This window comes from Amycolatopsis sp. NPDC031561 (assembly GCF_055580625.1).
In genome coordinates this window covers 1-13,965 of the sequence record NZ_JBVILA010000037.1, presented here as the reverse complement: position 1 = coordinate 13,965, position 13,965 = coordinate 1, and the positions used below count along the sequence as shown (strand labels likewise).

The 13,965-nt window shown below is 70.2% G+C and carries 14 protein-coding genes and 1 riboswitch; of the genes, 6 read left to right on the top strand and 8 right to left on the bottom strand.

Going from position 1 to position 13,965, the window contains the following annotated elements; all coding sequences use genetic code 11:
- Positions 1-46: 46 nt before the first annotated feature.
- Both ACZ5IK_RS41465 and ACZ5IK_RS41460 read right to left on the bottom strand, forming a co-directional pair.
- Complete coding sequence (locus ACZ5IK_RS41465) at positions 47-361, bottom strand: DMT family transporter (RefSeq protein WP_101613271.1); 315 nt, start codon at positions 359-361, stop codon at positions 47-49.
- 11 nt (positions 362-372) lie between these two features.
- A riboswitch (guanidine-III (ykkC-III) riboswitch) is annotated at positions 373-441 on the bottom strand.
- Positions 442-525: 84 nt separating this feature from the next.
- Positions 526-1,749, bottom strand: a complete 1,224-nt coding sequence (locus ACZ5IK_RS41460; RefSeq protein WP_465492718.1) for an MFS transporter — start codon at positions 1,747-1,749, stop codon at positions 526-528.
- Between the two features lie 83 nt (positions 1,750-1,832).
- On the opposite strand from ACZ5IK_RS41460, the gene ACZ5IK_RS41455 reads away from it, so the two are divergent.
- The gene (locus ACZ5IK_RS41455) at positions 1,833-2,735 is read left to right on the top strand and encodes a LysR family transcriptional regulator (RefSeq protein WP_465492717.1); all 903 of its coding nucleotides are present in this window, start codon (positions 1,833-1,835) and stop codon (positions 2,733-2,735) included.
- A 2-nt stretch (positions 2,736-2,737) separates the two neighbouring features.
- On the opposite strand, the gene ACZ5IK_RS41450 is transcribed toward ACZ5IK_RS41455, so the two are convergent.
- The gene (locus ACZ5IK_RS41450; RefSeq protein WP_465492716.1) at positions 2,738-3,319 is read right to left on the bottom strand and encodes a TetR/AcrR family transcriptional regulator; all 582 of its coding nucleotides are present in this window, start codon (positions 3,317-3,319) and stop codon (positions 2,738-2,740) included.
- 95 nt (positions 3,320-3,414) lie between these two features.
- On the opposite strand from ACZ5IK_RS41450, the gene ACZ5IK_RS41445 reads away from it, so the two are divergent.
- Positions 3,415-3,924 (top strand): SRPBCC family protein, encoded by a 510-nt coding sequence (locus tag ACZ5IK_RS41445; protein WP_465492715.1) that lies wholly within the window; start codon positions 3,415-3,417, stop codon positions 3,922-3,924.
- Here the strand turns inward: ACZ5IK_RS41445 and mptB are convergent.
- Positions 3,828-5,267: a polyprenol phosphomannose-dependent alpha 1,6 mannosyltransferase MptB gene (gene mptB / locus ACZ5IK_RS41440; protein ID WP_465492714.1), complete on the bottom strand. Its 1,440-nt coding sequence runs from the start codon at positions 5,265-5,267 to the stop codon at positions 3,828-3,830. The genes ACZ5IK_RS41445 and mptB overlap by 97 nt on opposite strands.
- 110 nt (positions 5,268-5,377) lie before the next feature.
- On the opposite strand from mptB, the gene ACZ5IK_RS41435 reads away from it, so the two are divergent.
- Both ACZ5IK_RS41435 and ACZ5IK_RS41430 read left to right on the top strand, forming a co-directional pair.
- On the top strand, positions 5,378-6,013 hold the full coding sequence (locus ACZ5IK_RS41435; protein ID WP_465492713.1) for a DUF4230 domain-containing protein: 636 nt from the start codon (positions 5,378-5,380) through the stop codon (positions 6,011-6,013).
- 97 nt (positions 6,014-6,110) lie between these two features.
- Entirely contained in the window at positions 6,111-6,626 is a 516-nt protein-coding gene (locus tag ACZ5IK_RS41430; RefSeq protein WP_465492712.1) for an SRPBCC family protein, read from the top strand.
- A gap of 297 nt (positions 6,627-6,923) precedes the next feature.
- On the opposite strand, the gene ACZ5IK_RS41425 is transcribed toward ACZ5IK_RS41430, so the two are convergent.
- Together ACZ5IK_RS41425 and ACZ5IK_RS41420 are read right to left on the bottom strand one after the other, a co-directional pair.
- Positions 6,924-8,225, bottom strand: coding sequence for a cation:proton antiporter (locus tag ACZ5IK_RS41425; protein WP_465492711.1), 1,302 nt, complete (start codon positions 8,223-8,225; stop codon positions 6,924-6,926).
- Positions 8,222-9,424 (bottom strand): sigma-54-dependent transcriptional regulator family protein, encoded by a 1,203-nt coding sequence (locus tag ACZ5IK_RS41420; RefSeq protein ID WP_465492710.1) that lies wholly within the window; start codon positions 9,422-9,424, stop codon positions 8,222-8,224. Before ACZ5IK_RS41420 ends, ACZ5IK_RS41425 begins: the two co-directional genes overlap by 4 nt.
- A 157-nt stretch (positions 9,425-9,581) precedes the next feature.
- Here ACZ5IK_RS41420 and ACZ5IK_RS41415 point away from each other — a divergent pair, with 157 nt between their 5' ends.
- Positions 9,582-11,399: an NAD(P)-binding domain-containing protein gene (locus tag ACZ5IK_RS41415; RefSeq protein WP_465492709.1), complete on the top strand. Its 1,818-nt coding sequence runs from the start codon at positions 9,582-9,584 to the stop codon at positions 11,397-11,399.
- A 4-nt stretch (positions 11,400-11,403) separates the two neighbouring features.
- Here the strand turns inward: ACZ5IK_RS41415 and ACZ5IK_RS41410 are convergent, their stop codons facing one another.
- A complete protein-coding gene (locus ACZ5IK_RS41410; RefSeq protein WP_465492708.1) occupies positions 11,404-12,198 on the bottom strand; it encodes an SDR family NAD(P)-dependent oxidoreductase in 795 nt (264 codons plus the stop codon).
- A gap of 43 nt (positions 12,199-12,241) precedes the next feature.
- Positions 12,242-13,204: a helix-turn-helix transcriptional regulator gene (locus tag ACZ5IK_RS41405; RefSeq protein ID WP_465492707.1), complete on the bottom strand. Its 963-nt coding sequence runs from the start codon at positions 13,202-13,204 to the stop codon at positions 12,242-12,244.
- Positions 13,205-13,297: 93 nt separating this feature from the next.
- On the opposite strand from ACZ5IK_RS41405, the gene ACZ5IK_RS41400 reads away from it, so the two are divergent.
- Positions 13,298-13,861: a DinB family protein gene (locus ACZ5IK_RS41400; RefSeq protein WP_465492759.1), complete on the top strand. Its 564-nt coding sequence runs from the start codon at positions 13,298-13,300 to the stop codon at positions 13,859-13,861.
- Positions 13,862-13,965: the final 104 nt, after the last annotated feature.

Here is a 13,965-nt window from a genome sequence, read left to right as displayed (position 1 = left end):
CGCCCCCGACGTCGTCCGTGCGTCGGGGGCGGTCCCTCTTTCCGGCTCAATGCAGGACTTTCAGCCCCACCACGCAGGCGACGATCCCCACGATCAGCAGGATTTTGGCCAGTGACGCGGTTTCCGCGCCCGACACCATGCCGTAGCCGACGGTGAGCGACGCTCCGATCCCGACCCAGACCGCGTAGGCGGTCCCGACGGGGAGATCTCTCATCGCGTAGGCGAGGCCGGCCATGCTCGCCACCAGCGTCACACCGAAGATCACCGACGGTGTCAGCCGGGAGAATCCTTCGGACCTGCCGAGGGCGGTGGCCCACACGGCTTCCAGAACACCCGAAACGATCAGCACAAGCCAGGACATGACGCGCTCCCAGAGCGCCGTCTTGTCGCTGGCCGGGTACGGCACCCACTCGTCCGGGGACCTCGATCACGAGGTTCCTGGACCAGGATCGCACACCGCCGGTGTGGGGCGCCCGCGGGTTTGACGAGGATCACCCACGCGGACGCGCCACTGTGGACGGTCGGTCACTTCTTGGCGCCCGCCAGCACCTTGGGTGCCGACCAGGCGAGCAAACCCAGTTCCAGCACCGAAAATCCGATCAGTGCCCACGCGCTCGGCAGCCAGATCAGGGAGATGCCGACGAGGAGGATGGGCAGGACCAGTCCCGCGTAGGCGGCCAGGAACAACGCCGCGAGGACTTCGCCGCGCATCGGCGGCTCGGCCAGTGCGGCGACGGTGGCCACGGAGGCGCGGAAGCCCAACCCGACCCCGGCGCCCGCCGCGATCCCGCCCACGAGGAAGAGCCACAGCTGGGACGTCGTCACCGCGACCGGCAGCGCCACCAGCCCGGCCGTCATCAGTGCGAGGCCGAGCCGCAGCTGGGTCCGCCTGGCCAGACCGGCGAAGACCACCTGCGCCGCGGCGGCGGCGAGGAACACGGAGAACGACGCGAGACCGGCCAGCATCCGCGAACTTTCGTGCAAACCCTGTGCCAGCAACGTCGGCGTCAGTGCCATGAACAGTCCCGTGATCGCGAAGGCCGCTAACGCGCCGATCGCCGCGCCGAAGAAGGCGGGCCGTGCGCTCGACGGGAGTGAGACGCGCTGTGGCCGGTACGCGGGCAGTTCCTCGGCGCGCTCCACCGTTTCCGGGACGAGCGCGACGGCGATGGCCGCGGCCAGCAGCAGGACCAGGAAGAACAGGAACGGCGTGGTGAGCGGCTCGGCCGAGTAGCTCGCGAACACACCGCCGAACAGCGGCCCGAGAGCCAGCCCGCCCATGTTGACCACGGTGGCGATCAGACCGGCACGCCCGTGGTCCTCGCTCGGCCTGGCGACGGCGCGCAGTTCGGACAGATGCGCGGTGGCGGTCGCGGTCAGCGCGCCGATCCCCGCGCCGCCGACGAGCCTGGCCAGGATCAGCCCGGGGACGTCCGGCCAGGTCAGGAAGAGCGTCGCGGACAGGGCCTGAACCAGGGTCGCGGCGAGGATCACCCGCCGCCGTCCCAGCCAGTCGCTGACATGCCCGGCGAGGTACAGGCTGCCCATCACGCCGACCGCGTACGCCGCGAACACGATGGTCACGACGTAGGTGGGGAAGCCGTCACGTTGCTGGTAGAGCACGTAGAGCGGGGTGGGGACGGTGGAGAAGGCCAGCGAGACGGCGTAAGCGGCCGCGATGACCCAGAAGCCACGACCGTGGCTGATCCGCCGGAGCGCGGGACGGGGAAGGGTGACGGTGTTCAGCATGCCTCCACTGTGGATCCCCGGATCATCCAAGTCCAACGAACAATGCTGGTCACAGTTATCCGGAACTGCGATAATTACCCCTCGTGGAGACCCGTCAGCTCGAATGCTTCGTCGCCGTCGCCGAGGAACTCAGTTTCACCCGTGCCGCTCGACGGCTGTTCGCGGTGCAGTCCACCGTGTCGGCCACGATCCAGGCGCTCGAAGGCGAGCTCGGCGTGAAGCTGTTCGACCGGTCGACGCGGCGGGTCGAACTGTCCCCGGCGGGCAAGGTCTTCCTGCCCGAGGCCAAAGCCGCGCTGGAGGCTGTCGACAGGGCGCGCGAGGTGGTCGCCGATGCCTCCGCCGGCCTGCGCGGCAGCCTCCGCATCGGCACCTTGACCAGCGTCGGGGGCCTCGACCTGCCTGATCTGCTCGGCGCGTTCCACCGCCGGTACCCGCTGGTGGACCTGCACGTCACGGTGTCGATCACCGGATCGACCGGACTGGCCGAAGACCTGCGCCAGGGCAGGCTCGACGTCGCCCTGCTCGGCCTGCCCGAGTCCGACCTCGCCGGGCTCCGCACCAAACCGCTCGGTTCGGCGCCGTTCGTCGTCGTGCTGCCCGACGGTCATCGGCTGGGGGACCGGCGGTCGCTGACCCTGGCGGACCTCATCGGCGAGTCGTTCGTGGACAACCCGCGCGGCTTCGGCAACCGTGTCGCCCTGGACCGCGCGTTCGAGGCGATCGGGGCCCCGCGGCGGGTCATCGTCGAGGTCGCCGACCTGCGTTTGGTGCCCGCCTACGTCGCGGCGGGGCTCGGCATCGCCGTGGTACCCGATCTCCAACTGCTGACCGGGGTCCGGACGATCCCGCTCGACGCGCCCGGCCTGGTCTGGCCGCTGACCATCGCCACCAGGGGCGAGCGGCTGCCCGGTCCGGCGGCCCGCCTCCTGCTCGACCTGATCGACGGCGGTGGGTACTCCATCGCGGTGCCGGTCCGGACCTGAGCTCAGCCCGACAGCAGCGTGCGGGTGGTCTTGGCCACCAGGTCCACGGTGCGCGGCGGTGGCGCCTCGCCGCGGTCGAGATGTCTCCTCACCGCGGCGTAGGGGAGGTCCACGAGGGCCAGCATCAGTTCGTCGGTGCTCCGGCCGGTCAGCGGGCGCAGCCGTCGCACGACCTTGGTGATCGCCGTGTCGAGCCGGCTGTTGGCGTCTTCGGCGCGGGCGCGGTCTTCGGTGTCCCAGTCTTCGACGCCGAGCGCGCGGTTGCCCGCGTAGAGCAGTTTCCCCTCGGCGGGATGGGCGCGGCACCATCGGATGACCTGCGCGGCGGCCTCGACGGCGGCCTCCAGTGCCGGTTCCTGTTCGAGCGCTTCGAGGTAGTCCCGCTGGAAACGGGTCACGGTGCGGAGCCAGACGGCCGCGAGCAGGGCGGGGCGCCCGGGGAAGCGGTGGTAGATCGACCCGCTCGGCGCGCCGACTTCGCGGGCGACGGCCGACATGGTCACCCCTGCCGCTCCTTCGGCGGCGAAGAGCCGTACGGCGGCGTCGAGGAAGTCGTCGGCGGTGTGCCGCGGTGGCCGTCCCATTTTCAGAGACTATCCTCTACTATGGTTTTAGGGGAAGGTCTCTAGAACCAGGAGGCACGATGCGAGTGTGGAACAGGCATTCCCGGATTGTCGCGGTGTCATCGGAGCGTGTGGGCGCGCTGATCGACACGCTGTCCGCCGACGGCGATCGGTTGTGGCCCGTCGACGCGTGGCCGCCGCTGCGGTTCGACCGGCCACTCGGCGTGGGGGCCGTGGGCGGGCACGGACCGGTGCGGTACTCCGTCGAGTCCTACGAACCGGGGAAGTCGGTGCGATTCCGGTTCACCGCACCCCGCGGTTTCGACGGCTTCCACGAATTCACCCTGCGCGCGAGGGGAACGGAGGAGACCGAGCTCGAGCACCTCATGGTGCTGCGGCTGCGGCATCCCGCCTGGTTCACCTACCCGCTGCTGTGGCGGCCGATGCACGACGCCTTGCTGGAGGACGGGCTGGACCGTGCCGAGCGTGATCTCACCGGCACGGTCCGCGCGCCCGCGCGGTGGAGCCGTTACGTCCGGCTCTTGCGGAACCTGATCTCCGGCAACAGGTCTTTGCGCTTCAAGAAGAACAAGGTCCCGCCGATGAGCGCGACGGCGATCAGGTAACCCAGTGCCAAGGACACGGCGCCGCCGTTCGCCGGCGGGAGCAGAACGCCGAACACCGCGCTGATCCCGGCGAGGATCCAGCGGCCCCGGTCGGTCGTGAGGCTGACGGCGAGCAACGCGACCGTCCACAGGAGATACCACGGCTGCACGACCGGCCCGAGGACCAGCATCGCGGCGAAGGTCAGCCCGGCGCCGTAGAGCGGGTGCAGCTTCTCCCGGTAGGTGAGCCACAACAGCCTGGCCCCGACGGCGAGGCCGAGGATCGCGCCGATGAGCGAGAACACCTTGATCGCGCCGTCGGTCAGGTCGGCGCCGAAGATCTTGCCCACCCCGCCGATGAGGAAACCGAGTTCGTTGGTGGGCGCCATCCAGCTGTGGACCTGACCGGAAACCCCGGAGAGGACGCGGACCCAGCCGAAACCGAGCCCGCTGCCGAGCGAGATCGCCGCGGTGACCGCGGCGAATCCGGCGGGCAGCCCGAGCGCGACGGCCACGCGTCCCGCGGGGGTCGCGCGGCGGAACAGGTCGACGCCGACGAACAGCAGGCCCGCGACGGCCACGATCTTGATGTTCGCGGCCGCGCTCACCGCGATCACGCCCGCCGCGATCAGCGCGGGCCGCGCCGCGCCGGTCTTCGCCGCGCCCATCAGGACGAGTTCGAGCCCGGCGACCATCAGCCCGACCATGAGCCCGTCGTTGTGCACGCCCGCCACGACGTGCCACAGCACCAGCGGGTTGAGCAGGGCAAGCCACAACGCGATCGACGGCGAAACCCCGGCCCGGCGGGCGAGGCGGGGGAGCGCCCACGCCATGAGCGCGATCCCCGCCAGCCCCAGCAGCCGGTGCAGCAGCAGTGTCGGGACGAAGTCGTCCCCGGCGATGTGGGCGACCGAGCGCGCCAGCGCGACGAACGCCGGCCCGTACGGCGCGGGCGTGTCCCGCCAGTAGTGGCTGACCGCGAGCGTCACCGGTGAATCGGCGCCGAGCGCCTCCGCCGGTCCCACGAGATAGGTGTCGAACCCCTTGGCCGCGATGAGTCCCTGAGCCAGGTAGCTGTTGATGTCACCGCTGAACAGCGGGCGCGCGACCAGCAGCGGCGCGCACCACGACACCGCGATCCAGTACAGCCGCCGCTCGGGGAGCCCGGCGGCGAGGCGTCCGATGCCCAGCCAGGACAGCACCAGGGTGGCCATCCCGGTCACCCCCAGCGCCACCACCAGCACCGAAGGCAGGCCGATGCCCGACGTGACCAGCACGAGCACGGCGATCCCGAGGAAACCCGCCCAGTGCAACGCCGAGATGTTCAGCCCGGTCTTCTCCGGCGCGGGCAAGACGTTCTGCATGCGGCCAAACTACTCCAAGTGCGAGATCCGGTTCCGCCGATCGTCGGTGAAACCGGCCAGGACGCTTCAGGACCGCGTCCGCCGGGTACCCCCGCGCTGGAGAGGCGGTGGTGGGCGTGAAGAAACGTTGGGTGCGCCTTGGGGCGTTCGCCCTGGTCGGACTTCTGATCGTCGGTGCGGCACTGCAGTTCACCGGGCTGCTGTCGAAGTTCGACCCGTTCGGAACGTCCACTGTGGACCGTTCGCAGCCCGCGGTGCTCCAGGCGGTCCGTGATCTGAGCCAGTACCACGCAGCCGTCGGCGACTACCAGGTCATCGTCGACATCGAGAAGGACGTCAAGTGGGTGCCCGAAGCCATCGCCGGGGAACGGACCCTGTTCGTGGCCGCGGGCTCTGTCGACGCGTACGTCGATTTCGGGCCGTTGGTGGAGAATTCGCTCACCGTCTCCGAAGACCGGCAGTCGGTCGAGGTCCGGCTGCCCGAAGCCCATCTGGCGAAACCCAATCTGGACAACGAGCGCAGCTACGTCTTCGGCCAGGAGCGCGGCCTGATCGACCGGCTCGGGGCGTTGGTGTCCGTGCAGAACCAGCAGCAGTTCTACGTCGCCGCGGAGAAACGGATCGCCGAGGCGGCGCAGCGCTCCGGCCTGCTCGAACGCGCCAGGGCCAACACCAAGGCGATGCTGACCCAGCTGCTGCAGGCGCTGGGCTTCCGCGTGACCTTCCCGGCCGAACCGACCACCTGACCTCGGCCGGGAGATGCGCGAACGTGCTGTGCTGCCTTGGCGGTCTTGACCGTGCCCGCTCGTACTGATGGGCTGACAGGGTCGACTGGGAGGCGCGATGGCGACGAAGCCGAAGGACACCCTGACCTACACCGAACCGATCGCGACCGGCGAAGTCACGATCGACGCCTTGCCCGAGCGGGTGTACCGGCTCGTCAGCGACCCGGTCGCGATGTCGGAGTGCACCGAGGAACTGCGCAAGGCCCGCTGGATCCGCGGCGCCACCGAGGCGGCCGTCGGGAACTGGTTCGCCGGCAGCAACCGCAACGGACGGCGGCGCTGGGTGACCCACGCCGAGATCGTCGAAGCCGAGCCGGGACGCCGGTTCGCCTACCGGGTGCGCACGCCGTTCCTGGTGCCGATTTCCCGCTGGGAGTTCGACATCGAGTCCAAGGGTGACGGTTGCCGGCTCACCGTGCGGAACTGGCTGCGGGTGCCGCCGTGGTTCGTCCCGATCGCCATCTTCATCACCGGCGAGCCCGACCGCGCCGGGACCAACCGCGCCAACATCGCGACCACCCTGGGGCGGGTGAAGGCGCGGGTCGAAGGCCGGGAGTGGCAGCGGACGGGCTGACGCGGCGGCGTCTGGTGCCCCCAATGTGGCATTGGGGACGCCCAGTGCCCCCAATGCCGCATTGGGGGCACTGACCTCGCGACGCCCCGGGCGCTTGTCACCTCGGGAGCGCTGTCCTGAAGGCCACCTTTGGGACGGTCAAGGTCTCAAAGGTGGCCTTCAGGTCAAGGGGAACGGGTTGCGGCTGAGTGTCCCCAATGCGTCATTGGCGACACTCAGCGTCTCGAATGAGGCATTGGGGACACCGCGCGCTCGGAGTCGGGAGTCGAGGCGGTCTCCCGATCACGCCCAGGTGGCTCACCCGGTCTCGAAGTTCTGCATGCCCCGGCCCTCCAGTTTGCGCATCACCGGGCCGGACAGGAGACCGTGCACGAGGACCGACACCGCGATCGTGAGCGCCGTGACGCGCCAGAGCGAGTCGGCCATCGGGAAGTCGCCGTGCCCCAGCGCGTAGGACAGGTAGTAGAGACTGCCGATCCCGCGGATGCCGAAGAACGCGATCGCCGTCGCCGCCGGACGCGTGATGCCGCCGCGGAACAGGGCCAGCCCGCCGAACAGCGGGCGCACGACGACCACCGCGGCCACCGCCACCAGGACTTCGGCGACCTGAAGGTCCGCCAGGAGCCCGTCACCCAGGATGAAGCCGAGACCGAGCAGGGCCAGCGCGACGAAGAGCCGTTCGAGCTGATCGCCGAATTCGTGCAGCACACCGTGGTAGTCGTGCGAGCGTTCGCTGGCGCGGATCGTCGCGGCGGCGGTGAACACCGCGACGAAGCCGATCCCGCCCAGCCACTCGCACAGCGCGAAGGGGAGGAACGCGATGGCCAGCACGACCAGCCCGTCGGAGTACTCGCCGAGGCGCAGCCGCTCGTGCCGCACCCGGAACATCAGCCAGGACAGCAACCAACCGCAGACGAGACCGACCACCACGGCGATCGCGAGCGGGACGACGACCTCGGTGAGCAGCCATGGCACGGGAGAAGTGCTCACCGTTCCGGCCAGGACGACGGCCAGCAACACGAACGGCATCGCCAGGCCGTCGTTCAGCCCGGCCTCCGACGTCAGCGTGAACCGGATCTCGTTGTCCGAGCCTCGCCCGTCCTCGGTGTGCGGCGCGGGCACCTGGACGTCGCTCGCCAGCACCGGATCGGTCGGCGCCAGGACGGCTCCCAGCAGGAGGGCGGCGGCGGGGGAGAGGGCGAGCGCCCACCAGCCGAGCAGGGCCACCGCGCCGATCGACAGCGGCAACGTGATCGCCAGCAGCCGCCAGGTCGAGCTCCACGATCGCCAGCCGATCAGGCGGTCCGACTTCAGCCCCGCGCCCACCAGCGACACCAGGACGCCGAGTTCGGTGATCACTTCGACGGCGCCCACGTGGGGCCGCGGGTCGAGCACACCTTCGCCGTAGGGGTGTCCGAAGGGGAGCAGTCCGAAGATCAGCCCGCCCACCAGCAGGATCAGCGGCATCGACAGCGCGCGTTCGTGCAGCAGGTTCGGCAGCACCGCGGCGCACAACGCCAGAACGCCGGCCCCGGCGAGCAGGATCTCCATGGTCGCGGAGTACCCGGCCCGCACCCCGCGCAACCGGAAGTGGCTCAACCGCCGACTTCGAGTCCTTTATGGACTGTCAGGCCGACGCCAGAGGCGAGCCGGTACGGGCGAGTGTCCACAATGGCTCCGAGCAGCCGCCGCAGCCGGGAGACCTCGGCGCGGACGGTGACGAGGTGTTCGGCGTCACCGTGGAGCGCCCGGCTCAGCGCTTCGGCCGAGAGCCCGGACGGGCCCGCCGCGTGTAGGTGCACGAGGATCTCCGCGTGCCGGGGTGTCACGGTGCGGACCCACCCGACGTCGCCCGACCGCATCCGCAGCATCGGCGCGTGGCCGAGTTCGAGATCCAGCCGGACCCGGCGTGCGGTGTCGGCGGGGCGCACGAGCCAGCCCTCGGCCAGGCGTTCGGGCAGACAGGCGCCGAGGCCGGGGACGGCGAGGATCCGGCCCTCCTCGGGGGCGGCGATCCGCTCGCCGGGGGCGATCCCGGCGGCGTGGGCCACCCAGCCGTCGTCGTCCACCAGCAGCGCCGGGCCTCCCACACCTGCCACCACCGGTTCGGCGGTTCTCCTCAGTTTGTCCAAGCCTTGCTGGTGGTGGCGCCAGAGTTCGGATTCGGCCAGTCGCCGTCCGGTCTCCACCAGCGCCGCGATCGCCGGGTGCAGGGTCAGGGCGGGTCCGCTGACGTCGATCACGCCGAGCAGTTCGCCGGTGCGCGGGTCGTGCACCGGCGACGCGGTGCAGTACCAGGGATGCTGGCCCTGCTCGAAATGCTCCCCGGCCAGCAGTTCCACAGGCGCGGCCTCGGTGAGCGCGGTGCCGATCGCGTTGGTGCCGACCCTCGACTCGGTCCACTCGGCACCTTCGGTGAAGCCCAGGGTGTCGGCGCGGCGCTTGACGGCGGGGGAGCCCGCGCGCCAGAGGATGATCCCGTCGGCGTCGGTCACCACCAGGAGCATGTTCGCGGTGTCGGACGTCGCGCCGAGTACCTGTCCGAGGCTCTCGACGACGTGCCGCAACGGGGAGGCGCGGCGACGGCGGGCGACCTCGTCGAGCGGGACGGAATCCCGGGCGTTCACCCCGTCGGCGGCGAGCCCCAGGCTCAGCGCACGCGACCACGATCGCGACACCAGCGGCCGCGGCCGGACGCGCGGACGGCCGCCGCCGATCACGGCTTCGTGCATGCGGACCAGGTCGCGGGCGTGCATCGGCAGGTCGGCGCCGGGCGGGACCGAGCTGAACACGCTCACGGGTCACCTCCGCACCATCGCGTCGACCGATCAGCATAGGTCGGCGTGCCGGGATGCGCCAAGGAGTCGCGCTGCAACACGCTGCAACCCTTGTCGCCGCCCCTGCCCGCGGCGTGTGATCGGGGTAACAGCCGAACGCCGAGGTTTGGGAGTGGCCATGACACAGACGGTGGACCGGATCGAGGCGACGGGCTCGCCGCAGGCTCGGGTCGACGCCTGGCTGAGCCGGTTCGAAGCTGCCCTCGCGACCCGCGACGTCGAAGCCGCCGCGGCGCTCTTCGCCGTCGACAGTTACTGGCGCGACCTGGTCGCCTTCACCTGGACGATCAAGACCGTCGAAGGCCGCGACGGCGTGGCGGGCCTGCTCGGCGCCTGCCTCGAAAGGATCGAACCGTCCGGGTTCCGTACCACCGAGACGCCGACCGAAGCCGACGGAGTGACCGAAGCGTGGTTGGAGTTCGAAACCGCGACCGGCCGCGCGAAGGGGCACTTGCGGCTGAAGGACGAAGGCGCCTGGACGTTGCTGACGAGCCTGCGTGAGCTCAAGGGGTTCGAGGAGCGGCGCAACGATCAGCGGCCGAAGGGGGTCGAGCACGGCGTCGTCCGCGGCCGGAAGTCGTGGGCGGAGAAGCGCGAGGAGGAGCAGACGCGGCTCGGCCACGACGAGCAGCCGTACGTCGTCGTCATCGGCGGTGGGCAGGGCGGGATCGCGCTCGGTGCCCGGCTGCGCCAGCTCGACGTGCCCGCGCTCGTCCTCGAACGCAACGAACGTCCCGGCGATTCGTGGCGGAAGCGCTACAAGAATCTCTGCCTGCACGACCCGGTCTGGTACGACCACCTGCCTTACCTGCCGTTCCCGGACAACTGGCCGGTGTTCGCGCCCAAGGACAAGATCGCCGACTGGCTGGAGATGTACACGCGGCTCATGGAGGTGCCGTACTGGGCCGGCACCGAAGTGACTTCCGCTTCCTGGGACGAGGACAAGCGGCAGTGGCTCGTGACCGTCGTGCGCGAGGGCGAGGAACTGGTGCTCACGCCGCGGCACGTCGTGTTCGCGACCGGGATGTCCGGCAAGCCGAATCTCCCGTCGTTCCCGGGAATGGAGTCGTTCGAAGGCGATCAGCACCACTCGTCGGCGCATCCCGGCCCGGACTCCTACGCGGGCAAGAAGGCCGTCGTCGTCGGGTCCAACAACTCCGCGCACGACATCTGCGCGGCGCTGTGGGAACACGGCGCCGACGTCACCATGGTGCAGCGGTCCTCGACGCATATCGTCAAGTCGGATTCCCTGATGGACCTGGGACTCGGTGACCTGTATTCGGAGCGGGCGGTGCAGGCGGGGATCACCACCGACAAGGCGGACATGATCTTCGCGTCGATCCCGTACCGGATCATGCCGCAGTTCCAGATCCCGGTGTACGACGCGATCCGCGAGCGGGACAAGGACTTCTACGCGCGGCTGGAGGCGGCCGGGTTCCGGCACGACTGGGGCGACGACGGATCCGGCCTGTTCCTCAAGTACCTGCGGCGCGGCTCCGGCTACTACATCGACGTCGGCGCGTCGGAACTGGTGGCCGACGGGAAGATCAAGCTGGCACACGGCCAGGTCGACCATCTGACCCGCGACACGGTGGTGCTGTCCGACGGCACGGAACTGCGGGCGGACCTCGTCGTGTACGCCACCGGCTACGGCTCGATGAACGGCTGGGTCGCCGACCTGGTCGGGCAGGAGACCGCGGACCGCGTCGGCAAGTGCTGGGGCCTCGGCTCGGACACGACGAAGGACCCCGGGCCGTGGGAGGGCGAGCAGCGCAACATGTGGAAGCCCACGCGGCAAGAGGGCCTGTGGTTCCATGGCGGGAACCTGCACCAGTCACGGCACTACTCCCTATACCTCGCGCTGCAACTGAAGGCGCGCTACGAGGGGATCCCGACGCCGGTGTTCGGGCCGCCGGAGGTGCACCACAAGTCGTGAGGGCTCACGGCACGATCGAGTCGACGTAGCCGCCGTCGACGCGGACGGCGGCTCCTGTCGTGGCCGAGGAGAGCGGGGAAGCCAGGTACACCACCAGGTTGGCGATCTCCTCGGGTTCGATGAGCCGCTGCAGCAGCGATTGCGGCCGGTGCAGGCGCATGAATTCGCGCTGTGCCTCGTCCCACGGGAGATCCTTGTCGACCAGTTCGTAGACGAAGTCCTCGACGCCGCCGGTGTGGGTCGGGCCCGCGATCACCGAGTTGACCGTGACGCCCGTCCCCGCCGCGGCTTTGGCGAACCCCCTGGAGACGCCGAGCAAAGCGGTCTTCGACACTCCATAGTGGATCATCTCGGCGGGGATGACGATCGCGGAATCGCTGGCGATGTACTGGATCCGTCCCCAGCCGCGGCCCGTCATCCCCGGCAGGTACGCCCGGGTCAGCCGCACCGCGGCGAGGACGTTGACCTCGAAGTACCGCCGCCACTCGTCGTCGGTGATGTCCAAAGGGGACTGTGTCCCGAAGATGCCGAGATTGTTGACCAGGACGTCGATGTCGGACACCGCCGCCAGTACCCGGGCGGTGCCGTCGTCCGTCGACACGTCACCCGCCGCCGCGACGACGTCGGCGTCCGGAACTTCGGCGCGCAGGCGGTCGATCGCGGACGTGACACCGGCTTCGCCCCGGCCGTTGAGCGCGACCCGGGCACCGGCCCTGGCCAGCCCCGTGGCGATGGCGAAACCGATGCCCTGCGTCGATCCGGTGACGAGGGCCGTCTTCCCGCTCAGGTCCAGTCGCATGGCCCCAGTCTGGCGCAGAAGATCACCGGGCGCATTCAGAGGACTAAACGCGGGCGGCCTTCGCGTAGCGGCGGGCCAAGGCGGCGAAGGCCTCTTTCAGTTCAGCAGGCCCGACGACCTCGACGTCCGCGTCGAAGCGGCCGATGCTCGCCGCCAGCCCGGCCCACGACCAGGACCCCAGCACCAGGCGGCACCGATCCGGCCCGGCCTCCTCGACGACGCCGTCCCGGACGTAGTGAGCCACGGTCGTGGCGGGGAGGTCGAGGAGCACCTCACCGCGGCAGGGCCACTCGCCCGAGTCCACTTCGGACGACCCCCGGAACCGGCTCGCGACGAAGGTGGCGACATCGGGGGAGGGCAGCTCGCGTGGGGTGAACCGGGGCCCGGCCGGGGTACGCGGGGTGATCCGGTCGGCCCGGAAGGTGCGCCAGTCCTCGCGGTCGAGGTCCCAGGCGACGAGGTACCAGCGGCCGTGCCAGGTGACGAGATGGTGCGGTTCCGCCCGGCGAGGCAGAGCGGTTCCCTCGTAGTCGAACCGCAGGACTTCGCGCGCGTGGACGGCAGAGCCGAGGGCAAGCAGGACGTCGCCGTCGACGCGGGGATCCGACCGGCTCGCGGGCGGTTCGACGGCGGTGACCCGCAACGTGTCTATCCGGCGCCGAAGCCGCGACGGCATCACCTGCCGCACGGTGTGCAGCGCCCGCATCGCCGCATCCTCGATACCCGCGCCGCTCGTGGTGGCGATCTGGAGCGCGACCGCCAGCGCGACCGCCTGGTCGTCGTCGAAAAGCAGCGGCGGCAGTTCGGACCCGGCGTCGAGCCGGTACCCGCCGTCGGGGCCCTTGACGGTCGCGATGGGGTAGCCGAGTTCGCGAAGCCTGTCGACGTCGCGCCGCACGGTGCGCGGGCTGATGTCCAGCCGCTCGGCCAGCAGCGCTCCCGGCCAGTCGCGGCGGGCCTGCAGCAACGAGAGCATCGAGAGCAGTCGCGCGGAGGTTTTCGGCATGTTTCCCATGATGCCTCAAGTAGAGGCCACTTCCTGTCCTCTATCCCTGCGAGAGTCGGTCTCGTGCCAGAAAACGACTACCCGGAGGGCCTGATGAACGCCACCATCCTCGACGCCGAACGCGCCGACCTGCTCGGAGCCCTCGACACCGTCCGCGCCGCGCTGACCACCACCGTCCAGGGGCTCACGGACGAGCAGCTCGGAGCGACCCCGACGGTCAGCGCGCTGTGCCTCGGCGGCCTGATCAAGCACGTCGCCTCGGTCGAAGCCATGTGGCTGCGGTTCGTGGTCGGCGGCCCGGACGCGGTGCGGTACGACCTGCCCGAAGGCGTCACCTGGGCCGACCTCGGCGCCGGGACCGCCCGCGAGTTCCCACAGTGGGCGATCGACCACCAGAACGAATTCAGGATGCTGCCCGGCGACACCCTCGCGGGGGTCCTCGAGCGGTACGAGGAGGTGGCCGCGCGAACGAAGGAGGTCATCTCTTCGATTCCCGACCTGGCCGCGACGCATCCGCTGCCGGAGGCGCCGTGGAACGCGCCGGGCGCGGTGCGCAGCGTGCGCGGGGTGCTGGCGCACGTCATCGCCGAGACCGCGCAGCACGCCGGCCACGCCGACATCCTGCGCGAGAGCATCGACGGCCAGAAGTCGACCTGACCCCGGCATCCTCGTGAGTGGTAAGGACGGTTATTGAGAGGTGAGTCAAAGGTGGCGTGTTCGTGGGGTGGGCCGGTGACGGGATGAAGGCGCCCTGTGTCGCG